The 19,948-nt window shown below is 43.8% G+C and carries 17 protein-coding genes; 11 read left to right on the forward strand and 6 right to left on the reverse strand.

Translation table 11 applies throughout. The annotated features are described in order from the left end of the window. Positions 1-3: 3 nt before the first annotated feature. The 4 genes from AC3CID_RS23215 to AC3CID_RS23230 all read right to left on the reverse strand — a co-directional run bounded on the left by AC3CID_RS23215 (position 4) and on the right by AC3CID_RS23230 (position 4,770). Positions 4-972: a sugar kinase gene (locus tag AC3CID_RS23215; RefSeq protein ID WP_488527583.1), complete on the reverse strand. Its 969-nt coding sequence runs from the start codon at positions 970-972 to the stop codon at positions 4-6. Positions 973-1,102: 130 nt separating this feature from the next. Further along, positions 1,103-2,617 carry a sodium:solute symporter family protein gene (locus tag AC3CID_RS23220; protein WP_114634457.1) on the reverse strand — a complete coding sequence of 505 codons (1,515 nt, stop codon included), beginning with the start codon at positions 2,615-2,617 and terminating at the stop codon, positions 1,103-1,105. A gap of 205 nt (positions 2,618-2,822) precedes the next feature. After that, positions 2,823-3,215 carry a RidA family protein gene (locus tag AC3CID_RS23225; protein ID WP_004732497.1) on the reverse strand — a complete coding sequence of 131 codons (393 nt, stop codon included), beginning with the start codon at positions 3,213-3,215 and terminating at the stop codon, positions 2,823-2,825. 121 nt (positions 3,216-3,336) lie between these two features. After that, positions 3,337-4,770, reverse strand: coding sequence for an N-acyl-D-amino-acid deacylase family protein (locus tag AC3CID_RS23230; RefSeq protein ID WP_488527584.1), 1,434 nt, complete (start codon positions 4,768-4,770; stop codon positions 3,337-3,339). Between the two features lie 176 nt (positions 4,771-4,946). Here AC3CID_RS23230 and AC3CID_RS23235 point away from each other — a divergent pair, with 176 nt between their 5' ends. Together AC3CID_RS23235 and AC3CID_RS23240 are read left to right on the forward strand one after the other, a co-directional pair. Next, a complete protein-coding gene (locus AC3CID_RS23235) occupies positions 4,947-6,221 on the forward strand; it encodes an amino acid deaminase (protein ID WP_488527585.1) in 1,275 nt (424 codons plus the stop codon). A gap of 176 nt (positions 6,222-6,397) precedes the next feature. Continuing rightward, a complete protein-coding gene (locus tag AC3CID_RS23240; RefSeq protein ID WP_017075657.1) occupies positions 6,398-7,261 on the forward strand; it encodes a MurR/RpiR family transcriptional regulator in 864 nt (287 codons plus the stop codon). On the opposite strand, the gene AC3CID_RS23245 is transcribed toward AC3CID_RS23240, so the two are convergent. Beyond that, entirely contained in the window at positions 7,258-7,797 is a 540-nt protein-coding gene (locus AC3CID_RS23245; protein ID WP_473578949.1) for a hydrolase, read from the reverse strand. The two genes, AC3CID_RS23240 and AC3CID_RS23245, sit on opposite strands and share 4 nt — an antisense overlap. Before the next feature lie 351 nt (positions 7,798-8,148). Between AC3CID_RS23245 and AC3CID_RS23250 the strand changes: the two genes are divergently transcribed. From AC3CID_RS23250 to AC3CID_RS23285, 8 genes are all read left to right on the forward strand, one after another. Then, positions 8,149-8,712 carry a porin family protein gene (locus AC3CID_RS23250; protein WP_146455198.1) on the forward strand — a complete coding sequence of 188 codons (564 nt, stop codon included), beginning with the start codon at positions 8,149-8,151 and terminating at the stop codon, positions 8,710-8,712. A 249-nt stretch (positions 8,713-8,961) separates the two neighbouring features. Continuing rightward, on the forward strand, positions 8,962-9,531 hold the full coding sequence (locus AC3CID_RS23255; protein ID WP_237289946.1) for a porin family protein: 570 nt from the start codon (positions 8,962-8,964) through the stop codon (positions 9,529-9,531). A 305-nt stretch (positions 9,532-9,836) separates the two neighbouring features. Next, positions 9,837-11,459 (forward strand): phosphoethanolamine transferase, encoded by a 1,623-nt coding sequence (locus AC3CID_RS23260; RefSeq protein WP_488527586.1) that lies wholly within the window; start codon positions 9,837-9,839, stop codon positions 11,457-11,459. 329 nt (positions 11,460-11,788) lie between these two features. Beyond that, positions 11,789-12,724 carry a CorA family divalent cation transporter gene (locus AC3CID_RS23265; protein ID WP_488527587.1) on the forward strand — a complete coding sequence of 312 codons (936 nt, stop codon included), beginning with the start codon at positions 11,789-11,791 and terminating at the stop codon, positions 12,722-12,724. Continuing rightward, positions 12,724-13,299, forward strand: a complete 576-nt coding sequence (locus AC3CID_RS23270; RefSeq protein WP_237289958.1) for a mechanosensitive ion channel family protein — start codon at positions 12,724-12,726, stop codon at positions 13,297-13,299. The genes AC3CID_RS23265 and AC3CID_RS23270 overlap by 1 nt, the downstream gene beginning before the upstream one ends. Before the next feature lie 264 nt (positions 13,300-13,563). Further along, entirely contained in the window at positions 13,564-14,391 is an 828-nt protein-coding gene (locus tag AC3CID_RS23275; protein WP_488527588.1) for a GNAT family N-acetyltransferase, read from the forward strand. 139 nt (positions 14,392-14,530) lie between these two features. Beyond that, positions 14,531-15,370: a helix-turn-helix domain-containing protein gene (locus AC3CID_RS23280; protein WP_488527589.1), complete on the forward strand. Its 840-nt coding sequence runs from the start codon at positions 14,531-14,533 to the stop codon at positions 15,368-15,370. A gap of 188 nt (positions 15,371-15,558) precedes the next feature. Next, positions 15,559-16,191 carry an esterase/lipase family protein gene (locus tag AC3CID_RS23285; protein ID WP_054546024.1) on the forward strand — a complete coding sequence of 211 codons (633 nt, stop codon included), beginning with the start codon at positions 15,559-15,561 and terminating at the stop codon, positions 16,189-16,191. A 190-nt stretch (positions 16,192-16,381) separates the two neighbouring features. Here the strand turns inward: AC3CID_RS23285 and AC3CID_RS23290 are convergent, their stop codons facing one another. Next, the gene (locus AC3CID_RS23290) at positions 16,382-17,356 is read right to left on the reverse strand and encodes an arginine deiminase-related protein (protein WP_004732521.1); all 975 of its coding nucleotides are present in this window, start codon (positions 17,354-17,356) and stop codon (positions 16,382-16,384) included. A 646-nt stretch (positions 17,357-18,002) separates the two neighbouring features. Here AC3CID_RS23290 and AC3CID_RS23295 point away from each other — a divergent pair. After that, on the forward strand, positions 18,003-19,853 hold the full coding sequence (locus tag AC3CID_RS23295) for an ABC transporter ATP-binding protein (protein ID WP_488527590.1): 1,851 nt from the start codon (positions 18,003-18,005) through the stop codon (positions 19,851-19,853). Positions 19,854-19,948 lie beyond the last annotated feature (95 nt).

Here is a 19,948-nt window from a genome sequence, read left to right on the forward strand (position 1 = left end):
ATTTTATTTTTTAATCAGTTGGCTCATAACGCTCACGGGGATGATTGCGCCAGAGTATTGAATAACGATGGAAGCCAGTTGATGGCCAAGTTCGGCTGCGTCGGTGGCGCTCTCGCCAGTAAGACGCGCAGCTAAATAACCCGCAGCGAATGAGTCGCCCGCAGCACAGGTATCAACCACGTTAGAAACACGAGTTGCTGAGACATAATTCTCAATAATGTTGCCCTGTTCAACTTGAACAATCTTGCATGGCTCGCAGCCACGTTTGATGACGATCTCTTGGCAACCCAAACGAAGGCAGCGTTGTTGAACGCTCTCTGAGTTCCCCCAGACAAGCAGATCGTCGTCTTCGGTAATCAAGGCGATGTCTACCAATGGCAGTAACTTGGCGTACCAATGTTGAGCTTGTTCAGTGCTCCAAAGTTGCGGGCGATAGTTATTATCAAAAATCACCTTGCCGCCTTGGTTTGAGAACACGCTAATGGCTTTGAATAGGCGTTTACGAGAGGCATCATCCAAGATCGCGATGCTGATACCGCTGATGTAGATCGCGTCGACTTGCTTCTCTGTCAGAGCGATTTCAAGCTTATTCAAGTCATCGGCTTGCTTGTTTAAGTTATCGATTTGAAAGTAGAACTTTACTGCCGCATCGTTGCGCCAGTAGTGAAAGTGTCGCTCGCCTGTCTCGTCGGTTTCGACCATGTAGAGTCCAGGAAGCTTGTTCGCAATGCGTTCAACGAAATTGGTTTGAATACCCTCTAGCTGCCAGCTATCAATCATATTTTGAGACAGTTCATCGCAACCAAGACCTGTCGCGTAGTGCACAGAAAGGTTTTGATGTTGGGTTAAGCGAGAAAGGTAAAGCGCGGTATTGAGCGTGTCACCGCCGAATTTTTTGGTTAATGGAGAGCCGCTGATTTCGACCATGCACTCGCCAAAAAAAGCAATATTGAAGTTAGAAGATGCAGGCATAGCAGATCCTAAAATAGAGAGATAAATGGGGAAGAAGGCCCTACCGAGAAGTAGAGCCTGAGCTAGCTAAACCACTCCACAACTTGTTGTACTGAATCTGTTGTACTAACTAGCTGTGGAGCGTTTTAGATTAGCTTGTTTGATTTGCAGGACGTTGAGAAGACGCTTCTTCTTCAAGCACACCTGAGTCTGACAATTCCATTTCCATCAGAGCACGCTCGTCATCAAGAATTGCTTTCGCCATTTCTGGTGTTACTTGATTAGCCGGAGTACATAGACTTACCAGCACACCAGCCGTTAGAGCCACTAGACAAGAAGGAATCACAGGGTTGCCCCAGAAAGCCGTGTAGTCTGCATTTAGCATTACAACAAATGAAGCCACAGATGCACCCGCTAGCGTAGCAAGCGCACCCTGCCAGTTGTAACGCTTCCAGAATCGACCCAACATACCGCACACAAACATGCCCGACATTACGGTTGAAATCATTTTCGTGATGTAGCCAATGATGTCGTTTGACGTCAGTGCGAACAACAGTGCAAAACCAATCACCACAATCAGTGCCAAGCGAGAGTAGTTCACCATTGACTCTTTGTTTGGTACGCGACCAGTAAACATCACGTAAACATCACGAAGTAGGATAGACACACCAGCTATCGCATCTGAACTTGCGCTCGACATGGTTGCAGAAAGACCCGCGATAAGAACAATCATGCCAACACCAACCGGAAGAACCGTTGCTGCAACATAAGGGAACGAGTAGTTCGGATTATCCAATGATGGGTCAATGGCATGTGCTGCCATACCAATGATTGCAGGGATGATTGAGAAGAAAAGGTACAACACACCCGATGCAACAAATGAGCGGCGAACGGTTGATACGTCTTTACCCGAGTAGATACGTTGACGGAATGAAGGCGTCGCTAGTACACCAACACCAATAACCACAGCCAGAGACACAGCAGGCAGAAGACCCAGTTTATCGATTGCTAAAAAGCTCGTAGCAGCAGGCTCCATGGCAGCGTAAAGGTTATCCATGCCGCCGATGTAATCGACTGACATGACAGCCATCAAGATGAAGCCTGCAAAAAGGATGATAGCTTGAATGGTATCGGTCCACACAACCGCAGTGTAACCACCGATCACCACATAAATAGTGAATGCCGCGGCAATAATGATTTTCGCTAGGTTAAGATCGATGTCCGCAATCCACGCTAAGTACATGCCGCCACCTAGAATGTGCGCGCCTAACCAACCAATTGAAGCGACAAAGATCAGTACACCTACAACGTTTTTCACGATGCGGTTAGCGCCAACATAGTAAGCCAGCTCTTCACTCATGGTCATGAAGTTCAATTTACGAACCGGAGCAAACCAAAGTGCAAGTAATAGGATGCCTATCGCACCACCAATACCGTACAGAGCACCTGCCCAGCCATTTGCGTAGCCGAAGCCAACCGCACCCATACTAGAACCCGTACCAACCATCGTCGCTACTGTTGTACCAAGTACTAAGAACATAGGTAGGCCACGGCCACCTAATAAGAAATCTTCGCCAGATTTTTGGTTACGCGAGACAAACCAGCCTAACCAAATTAAAAATAATACGTACACGCCGAAGCCTGTAAGAAAAAGTGTGCTGTTCATTTGACACCTCTCAGTGAAATATTGAGTTCATTCTTGAACTTTATTTATGATTCATTCATTTTATATTTCATATAATTACTTTATTGATTTTATCTTTTTTAATTAAAGTAATTTTTATAAATGTAGGGTGAGAGTATTAAAGGATAATAACAGGGATGACTAACCCCTAATACTCTCTAAGTAGGTAATTGTGATTAGGTTATTACTATCCGCGATCGGCGCGGTAGCAAGTCACATCTACTTCAACCTTCACGTCTACAACTAAGTCGCAAACCATACAGATACGAGCCGGTGGGTTAGCACCGAAGAACTCTTTGAATACCTTATTAAAAGATTGGAAGTAACGAGAATCCGTTAGCACAACCTTTACGTGCATTACGTCTTCTAGGCCGTAGCCCGCTTCAGTCATGATATCGACACAGTTTTGGATCGCTAGGCGAGACTGGTCAACAATACCACCCTCAACCACTTCACCATCTGTCATCGGTGTCTGGCCAGAAACGTATAGGAAACCACCTGCTTCAGTTGCACGTGCAAATGGTAAATGTTGTCCGCCTGTACCTGTACCGCCTTCAACACCGTAACGTTTAATAGTCATTTTTTAACTCCACTTATTTATAGATAATATTGGCTTTCCAGATAAAACAATTTCTATTCCAATATATTTAAATTAATTCGCCGTTTTTATAGCCACCTGAATTTAATAAATAATTTAAATTCTAGTTTCGGTAAATAAAAACGCCTGAACGATTATTTCTTACTTTTCCTTGCTGGTAAGTTAACTCACCATTTACAAATACACTTTCTATTCCTTGTGCAACTGAAATAGGATTTTCAAATGTTGCTGTGTCTTTAATATTCTTTGGATCAAATAAAACTAAATCGGCAAAAGCACCACAGCGAACTTCGCCTCGGCCGGCTAAGTTGTAACGCTGAGCCGACATTCCGGTCATCTTGTGAATCGCTTCTGGCAACGAGAACAGTTTTTCATCTCGGCAATAGTGACCTAGTACTTTCGGGAAAGAGCCCCACAATCTTGGGTGTGGATGCGGGTCATTAGGTAAACCGTCTGAACCCACCATGGTCAGTTTGTACTTCAATACGCGCTTTACGTCGTTCTCATCCATGCAGTGATAAACCGCGCCCGCTGGTTGAAGCGCTTTAGCTGCGTCCATCAGGGGTAGATTCATTTCATCAGCAATCTGCTTCAGCGTTTTGCCTGCGTGTTCTGGTTTTGCTTCAGACCAAGTGATGAAGATGTCGAAATCGTCGGTCACTTGTTTCAAATCTAATGTCGAAGAGCTCGCTGAGTATGGGTAGCAGTCGCAAGACACATCTTGGTGCTCAGAAACCTTGTCCATCAAATCAAGAACTTCAACAGTTCTGCCCCAGTTGCCCGCACCTGCACATTTAAGGTGTGAAATAACAACAGGCACTTTCGCGTATTGTCCTGTCTCAAACGCCTCTTCCATCGCGCTTAAGATCTCTTCAAATTCGGTACGCATATGCGTGGTATAGATGCCGCCGTGACTAGAAAGCACTTTCGCTAACTGCATTACTTCGTTGGCATTCGCTTGTTTCGCGCTTGCGTAAGCCAAACCCGAGCTCAAACCTAATGCGCCTTGCTCCATCGCCAAATCAAGGTTGGTTTGCATCGCTGCGATTTCATCTTCGCTTGCAGTGCGTTGCAGGTCGTCCATCACTTGGTTACGTAGTGTGGTGTGGCCAACTAAGGCTGCTACATTCACCGCTGGTTGCGCTTGCTCCACCGCTTGTGCATACGCGGTAAAGGTTGGGTATTTGAAATCAGCCTGCGCGCCCAAAAGATTCATTGGGTCAGGTGGATCGCCCGCCAAAACCGTTGGCGATGCGCTGATGCCGCAGTTGCCAACAATCACGGTTGTGACACCTTGGCTGATCTTAGGCAGGCAGTCTGGGTAACGAATTACATTGGTATCGTCATGTGTGTGTACATCGATAAAACCAGGAGCCAATGCTAAGCCTGCTCCCTCAACCAACTGGCCACAATCTTCGTGATCGATTTGACCAATTTCGGCTATTTTTCCATCTCGGATTGCTACATCGGCACAAAACGATTGTTCGCCGGTGCCGTCAAACACCTCTACATTTTTGATTATCGTATCGAACAACATTTTTCACTCTCTCAATCCACTGTGTTGATGGAGCTATATTAGAAATTCAGCCGATTATTTTCAGTGACAAAACACACATAATATTTTAATTTGTGTGATAGTTTCTACCACAAAACAGATTGTGGATATATTTAAACATTAAATAACAACAACTTAAATCATGTTAGGAATCAGCAATGAAACATAACTCGGCACAAAAAGATGTTATAAAGTATCAAAACGATAGTTTTGTCTTGACTGAAAAAGGCCAAAAAGGGAGAGCAATATCACAATCTGAGAACGGTATTTATCGACTGGTTGATGAAGATGTTTCACTTCCGGTTGCAGTTATCAAACAATCGGCATTGACCAATAACCTAAATTGGATGCAATCTTTCGCTGATCATCACCAGGTTAAATTGTCGCCACACGGCAAAACCTCCATGACTCCTGCTTTTTTCCGCCAACAGCTAGAAAATGGCGCTTGGGGCATAACAGTAGCAACGCCTGCACAGGCAGAAGTTGCCGCAATGGCGGGTGCGAAACGAATCATCATGGCCAACCAATTGGTAGGTAAAACCAACATGGCGATCATCGAACAACTTATTCGCGAGTTTGATGTCGATTTCTATTGTTGTGTGGATTCATCAGTAAACGTGCAGCAACTTAACCAATATTTCGCCAATACAAAGCAGACGCTAAAAGTACTGATCGAGTTTGGTGTACCGGGTGGTCGTTGTGGTTGTCGGTCACCGCAAGAAGTTCTAGAACTGGCTCAAACCATCCAAGACACACCAGCCCTTTCGCTGGCAGGTATTGAGGTGTATGAAGGTGTGATTCACGGTGACAATGCAGAACAAGATATTCGTACCTTCTTAAATCAGGCGCTCACTTCGGTCGAAAGCCTTGCATCAGATGGCCTAATTGCAGGACAACCTATCATCACTGGCGCAGGTTCTGCTTGGTATGATGTGGTGGCAGAATGCTTGGCGAACCTAACTGATTACTTGGCGATCATCCGCCCGGGCTGTTATGCCATTCACGACACAGGTATTTACCTAGACGCACAAAGCAAGGTGTTGCAACGCGCCCAAGTAAACCAAGGCTACGCGTGCGAATTGGGTGGTGATTTAGAATCGGCACTTGAGGTATGGGCGTATGTAATCTCTCGTCCAGAGCCGACCAAATTAGTGGTTGGGCTAGGCAAGCGTGATGTGGCCTTTGATGCAGGCTTACCAATTGCTGAGCGTGGCTATCGCAATGGCGAAGCTATCTCAGTGAAAGGCTTAACCTCTACTGCCGTGATGGATCAACATACCTTTGTTGAAACCGATGGTTCTTCTGAAATTGAAGTGGGCGACATGATTGCTTTCTCGACCTCACACCCGTGTTTAACCTTCGACAAATGGCGCTACATTGCTATCAGCGATGACGAACATCAGGTGACCAAATGGGTGGAAACCTGTTTCTAGGTCGATTTTTCAATAAGCTAGAATCAACGAAGCAATAAGATATACTAACGGGGCTAAGGCTTAGTTTTAAATAGATTAGTGCTAAATGGCTGAGTTTTAAATGGAATAGTTCTTATGAGCTAGGTTCTTAAAAACTAAGCAATACGATTAGCCCCATCAACAAAGGATCAGGATTCTTGAGTTTAGAAGTAGATATCATTTCACAGATAACAGAGCGTTTTCCTGTTCTTCGTGATGCAGAAAAGAAAGTCGCCAAGCTGATCATGGATGACATTAATTTTGCTGCCAATGCCAGTATCACAGAACTTGCTGAAGGTGCTCAAGTCAGTGAAGCCACCATCACACGCTTTGCTAAGGCGATCGGCTGCAATAACGTACGTGATATGAAGATTAAGTTGGCTCAGACACTAACCGTTGGCCAGCGCTTTATCCTCGAACCTGTTGACCAAACGGGTTATCAAGGTATCTACGAATCGATCAAGCAAAGCCTAGACATCAACCGCACTTTGTTCAAAGAGCAAGACGTTGAAACCGCAGTCAGCTGGCTGCATAACGCCAGGCAGATCATTGCTATCGGCATGGGTGGCGGCTCGACTATCGCCTCACAAGAACTGCAACACCGACTGTTCCGATTGGGCTACCCAGTGGTATCGTACAACGACGGCTTAATGTCACGCATGGTTGCCGCCACAGCCGATGCCAATGACGTGATGGTGATGATTTCCGCGACCGGTTTTACACCAGTGATCACTGAAACCGCAGAGCTAGCTAAGCAGTATGGACTTAAGATCATAGCGATTACCCCACAAGACACACCGTTGGCAAAGATTGCGGATATCTTGTTACCTATCAAACATATGGAAACCGACTTCATCTACAAACCATCGGCTTCTCGCTACGCAATGTTGGCGTTAGTGGATGTGCTTTCGATGGGAATCGCGGTCAATCATAAGAACCGATCGCGCGACAAACTGCGTCGCTTGAAGGTCGCGCTAGATTCCTACCGCGGCGGTGGCGACAGACAACCTCTCGGTGACTAACGAATCAAGGACAGAATGGGCTTAAATTCTGGTGCTCGACAATCTTTCACTAGCTCGTATAAGCTCATTTCCAATCCTGTGATTTGGATACCAGCATCCGTTAATCGGCGGATTGCCAGATTCTTGTTGAGTGCCGTTCGCGAGCTAACACAGTCGCCAACTACCTGAACCTTGTACCCAAGTTCCAACAACCCCATTGCGGTTTGATAGACACAAATATGAGCCTCAATGCCACACACCAGCCAAGTTTTCACATCCTTGGCTTGCACAGCTTCAACAAATTTAGGTTCGTCACACGCATTGAAAGTAAATTTAGGTATCGGCTTAGCATCACTCAATAGGTCATTAAGTTCATCGACCGTAGCACCTAGCTTCTCAGGGTTTTGTTCCAAGCTAACAATAGGAAGACCTAAAATTTGCGCACCCTCAATCAACTTTCCACAGTTAGAGATCAGTATATCGCTCTCATCAACAAGGCGTGCGAGCTTGCCTTGTACGTCCACAACCACCAAACCTGTGTTTGCTCTGTTTAACATCCAACTCTCCTTGTTATCACTATAATCAACTCTCTGACCCTAACCAATAAATACTACAATACGATGTTAATCTCATTGGTTGTGCCTTATTTTTCAATAGGTTAGATAAATGCAATTCTACCCAGACCATAAAAAACATCGTTTTATTTAGCAAATTTAACTATTTGTCAATATATGAATTTTATTTATAAACGATATAACCAACAAAAACTCCGTTAATGCTTGAAAACTCTAGGAGTACATACAATCGCACTATCAATGAAAAGATAGGTTTCATTTGTGAGGGTTTTATAAATCAAAAATCAGCGATACCGTGATTTGCATCACAGGATGAATTAACAAGGTATCATCATGAAAAAATCAGCATTAGCACTCGGATTAATCGGTTTAGTTTCACTACCAACCTTTGCAGCAGGTATCGATGGTGGCGCATATGTAGGTGGCGGACTTAGTGTTTATCAAGGCTCAGACACTGATAGTGCTCCAAGCCTAGATTCTAGCGGCATGGGCTACAACTTATACGGCGGCTACCAATTCAATAGAATTGTCGGCGTAGAGTTAGGTTACAACGATTATGCAAACTACAAAAATAACTACGAAGATCTTTCGCCAACGTCTATCTCTGTATCGGCAAATCTCGGTTATACATTCGACAACACCATTCGCCCATTCGTATTAGCAGGTTTGAGTTCCGTAGACTTAAATGCAAGTAGTGGTTCAGGGTTTGATGATGACAGTGGTACTGGCTTCCACTTTGGTGTCGGTGTTGAATACTCTCCGATCGAACACTTAACACTTCGTGCTATTTCCCAAGCAGATGCGGTAAGTGTAGATAATACGATTGGTGGCAAGACTTACAGTAACGACACACTAGCGTTCAATAGTGTTAGCTTCGGTGGTTCATACGACTTCTAATGTGATTGAACCACATGGAATAAGCTAAACATACTCATTCACTTTGCTGTACCACCTTGCCTTAAAGGTAACTCAGTAAAGTGAATTTTTTTATCTATGTAACGATTCAACTTACAAAGCCATACAGTAATGAGCAAAAGACTCAGGGATAATTGTCAACAACGGTCGAGAGGCCAAAAACCAACAACGATTAAAAATCGACAGTGACCGACAATCACATTTGAAGACATGACAGAGTGAGTAACAAAGATGAACAAGATAACGAAATCAGCATTAGCACTGGGTTTAATCAGCGCAGTTTCTCTTCCAGCTTTAGCAGCAGGTACTGACGGCGGTGCTTACATTGGTGGCGGTCTTGGCATATACCAAGATTCTGATACCGATGGTCAAGGCAGTTTAGATTCAGACGGTATGGGCTACAACCTATATGGCGGCTACCAATTCAACCGCATCGTAGGTGTTGAACTGGGCTACAACGATTACGCAGACTACAAAAAAGGGACTACAAAACTGTCTCCGACATCTATTTCTTTATCGGCAAATCTTGGTTACACATTCGACAACACAATCCGCCCATTCGTCTTGGCTGGTTTAAGTTCTGTTGACTTGAACGCAAACAAGAGCGCTAGTTACGATGATGATAGCGGTACGGGTTTCCACTTTGGTGTTGGTGTTGAATACACGCCAATCGAACACCTAACGCTGCGCTTGATCTCGCAAGCAGACGCAGTAAGCGTGGAAAACGACTACGGTACGTACAAAAACGATAAGACACTAGCATTCAGCAGCATTAGCTTCGGTGGTTCATACAACTTCTAATGTGCTCCTAACGACCACATTGTAGTAAATAACTCAAATTCACTTTGCTGTTCTACCTTGTCATGAAGGTCACTCAGTAAAGTGAATTTGCAGTAGCTTCTTTCTCATATCGATCTCCAAACATTCAATTCAGCATTAAACCTTTCTCATGACAATCAAAAAACTCTTAATCTAATACTTAATTACTTTATGAACTCGTATTAGAGCTTTCACAATAGCGAGACTAGACTCAGTGATGAAGAGTCAGAATTTAACTTGGCTAAGAGAAATAAACAAAACTAAGAGACGTAGGAATCAAAAAAACAATGAATCTACCACGCTTAAATATGTCGATAAACAAACTCCCTTTCGTGCTGGCTGTGTATTACCTGCTTGTCATTAACTTACCTATCTCACGCGAACTGTTCAATATTCTTAGTGCCTCACAAGCCGAAAGCATTGGGTTTATCATCTCGATCCCATTTTTCTTTCTCGCCGCATTCAACTTTATCTTTCAAGTATTCAACTGGCCTATATTCGCCAAAGCTTTTTTTATCTTGTTACTACTTACTTCTTCTTTAGTCAGCTACAGCATGTTCAACTACGGCATTTTTGTAGACTATGGAATGATAGAAAACGTCTTCGAAACCAACAGCGGAGAAGCCGCTAGCTACCTAAGCAGCTATTCTATTTTATGGTTTGTCTTGATGGGTGGAGTCCCGTCACTGCTTCTTTTGTTTACAAACCTTGAAAGAGAATCTTGGAAAGATTTTGCGATTTGGAAGTCGATAGGGCTGCTGTCTTCTTTGATCCTCATTGCCATCATTGCAGGGTTGTTTTACAAAGATTACGCATCGATTGGTCGTAATAACTCTCATCTTAAAAAGATGATCATTCCGACCGAATACGTCGCTTCAACCGCAAAATACATCAACAATACTTACATCAAAGAACCGATTCCTTACCAAGAAATCGGCTTAGATGCGCAGCTAAAACCAGAAGCTAAACAAGCTGAAAAACCAACCTTATTGGTGTTTGTTCTTGGTGAAACTGCACGTGTATATAACTACCAATATTATGGCTATGAGAAAGAAACCAATGCTCATACCAAACCCTATAACCCGATCTTTTTCTCTGATGTCCAGTCATGCGGAACAGCCACTGCGGTTTCTGTGCCATGTATGTTTTCTAACATGAACCGAAGCAACTACGATCGCGACAAAGCCTACAACCAAGATAACGTGGTCGACATTATGAATCGCGCGGGCATTCATTCTATCTGGCGAGAGCACGATGGTGGAGACAAGGCGGTCGCACATCGAATCAAAGAAATGACTCTCGTCGCCAAAGACAGCGACCCGCTGTGTAATAAAGATGTGTGCTATGACACAGCCATGCTAGAGAACTTCGAACAAGATACACAAGATCTAACTGAAAATAACATCCTTTTCTATCATATTTCCGGTTCTCACGGGCCAACTTACTATGAACGTTACCCTGAAGAACATAGGAAGTTTATGCCAGACTGCCCACGTTCTGATATCGAAAACTGCACCAAAGAGCAAGTGGTCAACACCTACGACAACACCATCTTGTACACAGATTTCTTTCTATCACAGGCTATTCAGAAGCTAGAGAAACTCACCGATAAGTACAATGTCGCGCTGATGTACATTTCCGATCACGGAGAATCATTGGGAGAAAATGGCATCTACTTACACGGCATGCCTTATTCATTGGCACCGAAAGAGCAAACCCATGTGCCTATGATCATGTGGATGTCTGATGGTTTCGCCGAGCAGAAAGGGATAAACCAAACCTGCTTAAGAAAGACAGGCAAAGAACAGAGCTTCTCCCAAGACAACCTGTTCGACTCTTTACTCGGCCTAATGGATGTACAAACCAAAGAATACCGAGAGAACCAAGATATTTTTGCTTCGTGTCGGTAGTGTTTTTGCTTATGTAAATCATCGGAAAACTCGAGTTGCCTGAGCAAGCTCTCCTCAACTTCCCCGAAAAAGAAAAGACCTCGGTCTTTTCTTTTTTTTTCGTCGCTAACATGGATCCAGAGTGTTAATTTATAACGACGAAACAATGAGCTACATTTAATAGAGACAATAATGGAACAGTCCGTCGTGCTCCAAAGACCAACCTGTCTTATTAGACTTTATCTCACTCACATCGCTCATTGAACTTACCACGATTAAGCTCAGTTCAATACGGCACCTGAATGGCGCCGCAATATCAATGTTTACGTCATATCATTAAGGACAAATGAATGGACGCTTTCATAATTTTAAGCTGGCAATTTTCTGAGGGTGTGGCACATGAACACACCACCAGCCCAGCCTCATTCGAGCAATCAACTTGGTATCACTGCCAAAGAGATGCTGACGGTTTGAGAGAATGGCTCCACAGTAATACGGTTCCAAATGCCATAATCGATTCATTACTCACTGATGACACCCGCCCTCGATTTGAACAATTTGGCCACGACTGTTTTTTGATGATTCTGCGAGGCATTAATCTAAACGAAGGTGCTAACCCTGACGACATGCTTAGCCTACGCATCTTATGGTACAAAGGCACTTTAATATCGACACGCAAAGTTCCTTCAAAAGCGGTCAGTAATCTGATATCCGATCTCAAACAAAACCAAGGCCCGACATCATTACCTGATGTATTACTGGGCATGATACGTGGAATCAACCACAGCATTTCAACCTTCCTAGTACCCGTCGAACTCTTGATTGACGAGTTAGAATCTACATCCAATATCGACATAAGATCGATTAACGCTCTGCATTCAAGGCTACTTAGACTAAGGCGCTATTTGAAGCCACAGAAATACGTTTTTGAGGACTTAATGAGTGACCTGCCTGCACCATTGAGTAAGCACAACAGTCATATAAAGAACAGCCTTGATACCATCCTGAGAATTAATGAGTCTGTTGAGTTTTACATCGAACAAATTAATGTATTTTTAGCGAGCCTAAGTCAGCAACAAGCTGAAAAAATGAATAGAAATACGTACCTATTTTCTATCATTGCGGGTATTTTCCTCCCTGCTGGGTTTTTCACCGGTTTGCTGGGTGTCAATATTGCAGGAATACCCGGAACAGATAACCCAATAGCATTCCCACTATTTTGCATTGGGCTGCTCGTGGTCATAGCGGCAGAGGTCATTATTTTGAAAAAATTGAGGTTTATTTAATGGTTGAGTTTTTGCAATCCAATATGTGGCTTAAACAAGTGGGTTTAGGTTTACTTCTTATCACTGTGTATTGGGTGATAAAACGCTTGGGGAAAAACTGGATAGAAACATTAGCGGAAAATAAGCGCGTCGAATTGAAGCGAAAGCAGTTCGTGATTAAGTGTTTCAATATCGTTCTGTTTCTACTCTTCATCGCTGTGTTTACGATTGTTCTTAACTTGGGTTTTGGTGATATTTCGCTGTTCTTGTCATCCATATTTGCGGTGCTGGGTGTCGCTTTATTCGCGCAATGGTCGATTCTAAGTAACCTCACAGCCAGCGTACTAATATTTTTCGTCTTCCCTTATCGCATTGGCGACAGAGTAAGAGTCGCGGAGAAAGACGAAGACATCAGCGGTGTGATCATCGATATCACCATGTTCCACGTTATTCTTCGACACAGTTCGGGCAACATTATCACCTACCCCAACAACCTGATTCTACAAAAGGGCGTGATAAAGGTCTTAGTTGAACCTGAGTTAAACAGTGAAACTGTCGATACAAAACTCATCAAAGCTGAAGACTCAGGAAAGTAATGCGCCCGATTCAACGTCCCAATCAATAAGTTCAGCAGAGGGCAAAATATCTTGCCCTCTTTCAATTAACATCAGCTCTTCTGTTAACACCCACACACCTTTCAAAACTGTCGTTTTTATTCAATACCGGCCTCAAGCGGCCGCCTACAATTGCTGTTATTGAAACGTGGCTCAGCTAATCAATTAGCTCATCGTCAATTGACGTACCTGAGAACAAGATGACGACCACGCCTCTTCCGAATCAAGACAGCAGGAATTCAAACAATGTTAGACATCAAAAAAATCTCAACACTTAGTGACTTAAGCGAACTTAAAACGGCTTACTTTGCTGAGTCAACAGCGCCACTCGATGGCATGTGGCATTTTGGCTTTGTGCCAATGTCTGACCATTTTGGTTTTTACGAAAACGGTAATCTTGTCGGTTATTGCGTATTGAATGGCGAAGGCTACTTACTTCAGTTCTACCTAGCACCAACAGCCAGCACTCATATTGAAAGCTTGTTCACCTTAATCGTAGAGAACAACAGCTCTGTGATTGGTAAGGTGAAAGGCGCATTCGTGAGCACCGCTGAGCCACAATATTTATCACTGTGTGTCGACATCACAGAGTCATTTAAAGTTAATGCGATGATGTACCGCCAAAACTCTCAAGCCAGATCTGATTGTGATTCAGACCGCATTGAAAAGATAGAGATGAGCCTCGCGACAGAAGAACAACTGGAGCAGTTCGTTGAGTTTGCTTCATCAGCGATTGGCGCGCCAAAAGAGTGGCTCACCGGTTACTACGGTAATTTGATTGCCCGTCAAGAGCTATGGGGCTACTCGGAAAGTGACGACATTCTCGCTACTGGAGAGTGCCGTAAGTTCGATGAGCATCAAACACAGTTTGCCGACTTAGGTATGATTGTCGCACAACAAGAACGCGGTAAAGGCTTAGCAACGCGTGTTATTCACTTTCTAAAGCAGCACGCTAACCAGCAAGGTTTGGACGTTATTTGCTCCACAGAAAGCAGCAATATTGGCGCACAAAAGGCCATTAAACGCGCTGGGTTATCATCAAAACATCGCATCTTGCAGTTTGATTTTAGCTAGCTAAAGAAAACAACTCAGCCATGATGCGGATTACCAAACATCAAGACTAAGTTCTAATAATAGATGCTCTTAAAAACTGTCACCTCCAACGATATCCACATATAGTTGGAGGTGACAGTCATCTGAAATAGAAGGTCTAATGATCAATTGGTTACAGTCTCCAAAATCCTCTGTTGTTGCTCAATACATTGATTGTTATTGGCTGATCGAGAAAACGCCCGACGCCGAAACTCATCAATTTCCCAAGCTCAACCCTGATCCTTCAGCACACTTGATTCTGTCTCCAAGCGAGCAGCCTTATCACTACACGATAGAGCAACAAGTCGATCAAGGGGTTGGCAGCCATTTACTGCTGCCACACCATAAAGCGATTGAACTGGATCACTCAAAGCCATTTATTCATTTGGGTATCAAGTTCCATGTTGGCGCCCTGTACTCGTTAAATATTCCAGACTGCCCGCACCCCAGCTTAGACAGTGTTAACCCTATCGATCTCGCGAATTTGTTAGGTAACCCTAATGCCGAAGCAATGTCGCTGATTAAGCTCGCTCAAGCCGACTTTGAAGCTTGTTGTCAGCAGTTGGATAAATTGCTGCAACCTTGGCTATCGACAGGTAAAACCGACAGACACAGCGAACTCACCCGAAAAGTGTTAGAAGTGCTTGGTACAACACCGATTGCCGAGCTCGGCGACAAACTGTTTTGCTCGCAACGCACCTTAGAAAGAAGCTTTAACAAGGTGACAGGACTGACATTGAAACAGTGCCAATCAATGAACAAACTCGCGGCGATGCTCGAATACCTTTATAAGCGAAATTTTGATGACATTGATTGGATAGACGTCGCCTACCAGTTTGGATTTAGCGACCAGCCACACCTGATTCGCTACCTTAAGAAAACCATCGGATTAACACCGAATACCTATGCCAAAGAAGGTGGCTTAACCATTGATGTTTATGGTGGAGTGCGATCGGATTAACCCACTCTTTGTCTATCAAGCACTCTTTGTCTATAACGCGCATTCTTTCTATAACGAACGCTCTATCTATAACAAACGTCCTGTCTATAATGCACACCTCTGTCTTTTGTGTCCCATTAGTAGCAAGTTTTATTGAGTTTAGATTTGCGACTAAATATACTGGAGATACCATCATACGGAGGATAAAAATGAATAATAAAAACAAACATATAGTTTTAATTCATGGTCTATATATGCCTGCGTTGATCATGCAGTATCTGGATAGGAACTTCAAAAAACGTGGCTTTACAACGCACAAATTTGCCTACAACTCTCTGCGTTTCCCTTCTGCAGCCAAACGTCTCAATCGTTTCGTGAATGCTCGTTTTAATGAGTATGATGAGGTCTATTTTTTCGGTCACTCACTGGGTGGCTTGCTGATTCGTCATTACTTTAAATTCTACCAACCACACTTCGCCGACACCTGCATTATTACAGCAGGCACTCCGCACAACGGGGCAACCATCGCCAAAACACTGTCTAATCATGGGCTTGGATTTATATTTGGTTCGAGCAAAATGATCTTAAGTGATGGCTTGGGTGACTACGATATTGATGTGCCGATTGGCGTGATTACAGGCACTTACGACGCCGGAGTTGGACGTATTGTACTGGGAAAAAATCCAGGCGATGGCACGGTAACACTCGAAGACGCAAACCTGAGAGGGGCAACGGATACTTACGCTCTCAAACTCAACCACACGGCGCTTGTCTACTCTAAGGAAGTCGTGGCACTGTCGGCTCAGTTTATCGAACACAGAGCTTTTAAGGACGCTTCATAGCTTTTCTCTGTTAGCTTTTTTTCCGCTGGCGCGCTAGCTCTTGTACCAAAATCTGGTTTTGTTATTTCTGTTTTCTTACTTCTGGTAGACCGATACAAAGATAGATAAAAACAAAAATACCACTCTACGATGAGAGTGGTATTCAAAGATTCATTGCTAAAATGAGTGCTTGTTATACCTTCTATACTTGTTACAGACGATTCACTCGCGTTGGTAAAAATACCTCACCCAACATGCACCGCACCGAACCACCACCGATGTCTTCAATCGTTTTCACGTTAAATGGCAGTAGCTTTCCGTGTGTCGAAAGCTGAGCTAATTGAGCTGGAGAAAATGCATCGTAAGCCGACTGAGACATCGCGATTACCTTATCGCCATTCACGGTTTCCAATTGCAGAATGTTGCCGCAGAATCGGTTCATCTGATCGATCGAGATCGAGATAACTTGCTTGTCTTTGGCAAGAGATTTCACCACAAAGCGGCGTTCAAACTCAGGAATCACTTCATCACAGATCACGCAGAAGTTATCACCAATCGCCATCATCACATTGGTGTGATAAATCGGCTGACCAGACGGTAATGCCGTTTGGAACGAAACCACGCGAGAATAACCAATACGCTTCGCATAATCTTCTAATACTTCACGGTCGCAACGCTGAGAAAGCGCCGCATAGATCGTCTTATTGATGTGATCGATAACCATCACACCGGTGCTCTCTAGATAAGAACCTTGAGCAACGTACGACTCCATAGACTCACTGTGGTTAACAATGCGACCAGACGCTTCCAACACTTCAATAAGAGCAGTAGGCTTAACTTCATGCTGACGGTTTTCACAGGCCATAGGGAAAGTGAATAAACTTCCATCACTACAAGTACTGAACCAGTTGTTTGGGAACACTGCGTCAGGGGTTTCGACACCCAATTCTGGGTAATCAAACTCTACAACTTGCACACCTTCTTTACGCAACGAAGCCACCATAGCCTTAAATTCAGCCATCGTTTCCAGCTTCACCTCAGCTTCAGTCAGATTGACTCTGTGCTGAAACTCGTTATCACGTGCTGTTTCTTCGTTAAATCGAAACTCTTTTGGCGGAACCATAACAACGCAATTGGCGTTTTGAACATTAGTAATATGAAGTGATTTTTTGTGTAGGTTTAACATTTCAACCGTCCCTATCTTTTATTTACCTCAGAATTGTAAACAACTTGTTACGACAAGATTCACTGAAAATAATAATGATTTGAATATTTATCCCAAACAATCACTGCAGATCTTAGATTAATCGGTAATTTTTACTGCGAGATAACAGCACATCAGAAAGAACCAACTGTATGCATATTCGTTAAGTCGCTTTATGGATAAATATTCCGATTTCATTTTCTCGCTTACCACGAGTTTTGGTTACAATTCAATCCATTTAACGTTAGGATTATCATCGTTGCATAACCATCAATTACGTTTGAAATAAGCTTAACTTTTCCTGTCTAATTCAATCTAAAATAAGCGTCATGAAAGACACTCTTTGGATCTTTCCTTCGTCGCTTAAACAAAGCATTTAAGGTTAAAACTAAGTAATTAACCTTAAAACCAAGTGATTAAAGCCAAGTAATTAAAGCTAAGCGCTTAAACCAAGTACTTAGATAAGAGCTTGAACAACACCCATCGAATGACTCAATGCTTATAAGAACCCATGGGCGCTTATATAATTTCAAACTAAGACGGTAAAATTTCAAATCAAGACTATAAAAACAAAGCTGCACCAACGATGCAGTCGCTTATAGATGCACTAGTTTATAAAGGGAAATCTATGTACAAGAAATTTGAAGGCTTTACTGAAGCCTTTCCAAAGGGAGAGCCGATACAACCTCCTACTGGAATACTGGCATTCTGCCGCCATTACACTCGAGGTTTCGAAAAACCGTTGATCTTGCTCGGGTTGATGAGCATGACCATCGCGATCATCGAAGTCGCGCTGTTCGGCTACATGGGACAACTGGTTGACTGGCTATCAACAAGCAATCCCGAAACCTTCCTTGCTGATAATAAATCAACACTGATGGGGCTCGGCGTTCTACTGTTGGTCGTGATGCCAATCTTGATCAGCGTCTACTCGCTATTGCTTCACCAAACTTTGCTGGGCAACTACCCAATGTCGATTCGTTGGTTAGCGCACCGCTACCTTTTGAAGCAAAGCTTGTCGTTCTATCAAGATGACTTTGCCGGACGTGTCGCCACCAAGGTGATGCAAACCTCGCTCGCAGTACGTGAAACCGTGACCAAAATGGTCGATGTGTTCGTCTATGTGACGGTCTACTTTACGGCAATGTTATTCATACTCGCAGAATCAGATTGGCGCTTGATGGCTCCGATGCTGGTTTGGTTGTTCATTTACGTCAGCATTCAGCTGCACTTCGTACCGAAACTCAAAGATGTGTCTTCTGAGCAAGCCGATGCTCGCTCGTTGATGACGGGCCGTATTGTGGATAGCTACACCAACATCGCAACGGTCAAACTATTCTCACACAGCAAAAGAGAAACAGAATACGCCGAAGAAGGCATGGAAGGTTTCTTAGATACTGTCCATCGCCAAATGCGCTTAGTGACCGGCTTCAACATCTGCGTCGAGTTTGCCAACTACTTGTTGGTGTTCAGTATTGCCGGCATCTCTATCTACCTGTGGCTAGACAACGCGATCACCGTGGGCGCAATTGCCATCGCAGTCAGCTTGGCTTTGCGTATTAACGGCATGTCGAAATGGATCATGTGGGAAATCGGCGGTCTGTTTGAAAACCTAGGCACCGTGATTGATGGCATTAAAACGCTATCTAAACCCATCGCTATTGAAGACAAAAAAGACGCGAAGCCTTTGAACGTTCCACAAGGCGGTATCCATTTCGATAACGTGAGCTTTAACTACGGCGAGAACAAGGGTGTGATTAACAACCTAAACCTCAACATCAAACCGGGAGAAAAAGTCGGCTTGGTTGGCCGTTCAGGTGCAGGTAAATCAACCTTAGTTAACTTGCTACTACGTTTCCACGATGTAGAAAATGGCCGCATCCTGATTGATGACCAAGTGATCTCAGATGTCACGCAAGACTCACTGCGCAGCAACATCGGCATGGTGACTCAAGACACCTCATTGCTTCATCGTTCAATCAAAGAGAACATTCTTTACGGTCGACCTGACGCGACAGATGAAGAGGTGTATGCCGCAACCCAACAAGCGCACGCGCACGAGTTCATTGAAACGCTCACCGACCCGTTTGGTAACATTGGTTACGATGCTCAAGTTGGTGAGAGAGGCGTTAAGCTTTCGGGTGGTCAGCGTCAACGTGTTGCTATCTCACGCGTACTTCTGAAAAATGCACCGCTGTTGGTTCTGGATGAAGCAACATCAGCACTTGATTCAGAAGTAGAAGCCGCAATTCAAGAGAGCTTGATTGAGCTCATGGAAGGCAAGACCGTGATTGCAATTGCACACCGTTTATCGACGATTGCAGCAATGGATCGCTTAATCGTACTCGATCAAGGCAATATCGTTGAAGAAGGCACTCACCAAGAGCTGATTACACAAAATGGCATCTATGCTCAATTGTGGAATCACCAGACCGGAGGCTTCATTGCCGATAATCTTGACCAAGCGTCGAGTGCTTGATTTATGTGCTACTTTAAAAGTGCGGCGTAATTCACACCAATTTGTTAACTAATGGTAAATTACACGTGGCAGAATGTTATGTCGTAATTATATAA

Source organism: Vibrio sp. QJM3NY_21 (genome assembly GCF_057785975.1).

What these genes read in the sequence shown, in the direction of transcription:
- AC3CID_RS23245 (WP_473578949.1), bottom strand. Translation starts at nt 7,797, where the DNA reads ATGTTAAACAGAGCAAACACAGGTTTGGTGGTTGTGGACGTACAAGGC.
- AC3CID_RS23250 (WP_146455198.1), top strand. Translation starts at nt 8,149, where the DNA reads ATGAAAAAATCAGCATTAGCACTCGGATTAATCGGTTTAGTTTCACTA.
- AC3CID_RS23285 (WP_054546024.1), top strand. Translation starts at nt 15,559, where the DNA reads ATGAATAATAAAAACAAACATATAGTTTTAATTCATGGTCTATATATG.
- AC3CID_RS23295 (WP_488527590.1), top strand. Translation starts at nt 18,003, where the DNA reads ATGTACAAGAAATTTGAAGGCTTTACTGAAGCCTTTCCAAAGGGAGAG.
- AC3CID_RS23230 (WP_488527584.1), bottom strand. Translation starts at nt 4,770, where the DNA reads ATGTTGTTCGATACGATAATCAAAAATGTAGAGGTGTTTGACGGCACC.
- AC3CID_RS23255 (WP_237289946.1), top strand. Translation starts at nt 8,962, where the DNA reads ATGAACAAGATAACGAAATCAGCATTAGCACTGGGTTTAATCAGCGCA.
- AC3CID_RS23215 (WP_488527583.1), bottom strand. Translation starts at nt 972, where the DNA reads ATGCCTGCATCTTCTAACTTCAATATTGCTTTTTTTGGCGAGTGCATG.
- AC3CID_RS23220 (WP_114634457.1), bottom strand. Translation starts at nt 2,617, where the DNA reads ATGAACAGCACACTTTTTCTTACAGGCTTCGGCGTGTACGTATTATTT.
- AC3CID_RS23275 (WP_488527588.1), top strand. Translation starts at nt 13,564, where the DNA reads ATGTTAGACATCAAAAAAATCTCAACACTTAGTGACTTAAGCGAACTT.
- AC3CID_RS23225 (WP_004732497.1), bottom strand. Translation starts at nt 3,215, where the DNA reads ATGACTATTAAACGTTACGGTGTTGAAGGCGGTACAGGTACAGGCGGA.
- AC3CID_RS23265 (WP_488527587.1), top strand. Translation starts at nt 11,789, where the DNA reads ATGGACGCTTTCATAATTTTAAGCTGGCAATTTTCTGAGGGTGTGGCA.
- AC3CID_RS23270 (WP_237289958.1), top strand. Translation starts at nt 12,724, where the DNA reads ATGGTTGAGTTTTTGCAATCCAATATGTGGCTTAAACAAGTGGGTTTA.
- AC3CID_RS23280 (WP_488527589.1), top strand. Translation starts at nt 14,531, where the DNA reads ATGATCAATTGGTTACAGTCTCCAAAATCCTCTGTTGTTGCTCAATAC.
- AC3CID_RS23260 (WP_488527586.1), top strand. Translation starts at nt 9,837, where the DNA reads ATGAATCTACCACGCTTAAATATGTCGATAAACAAACTCCCTTTCGTG.
- AC3CID_RS23235 (WP_488527585.1), top strand. Translation starts at nt 4,947, where the DNA reads ATGAAACATAACTCGGCACAAAAAGATGTTATAAAGTATCAAAACGAT.
- AC3CID_RS23290 (WP_004732521.1), bottom strand. Translation starts at nt 17,356, where the DNA reads ATGTTAAACCTACACAAAAAATCACTTCATATTACTAATGTTCAAAAC.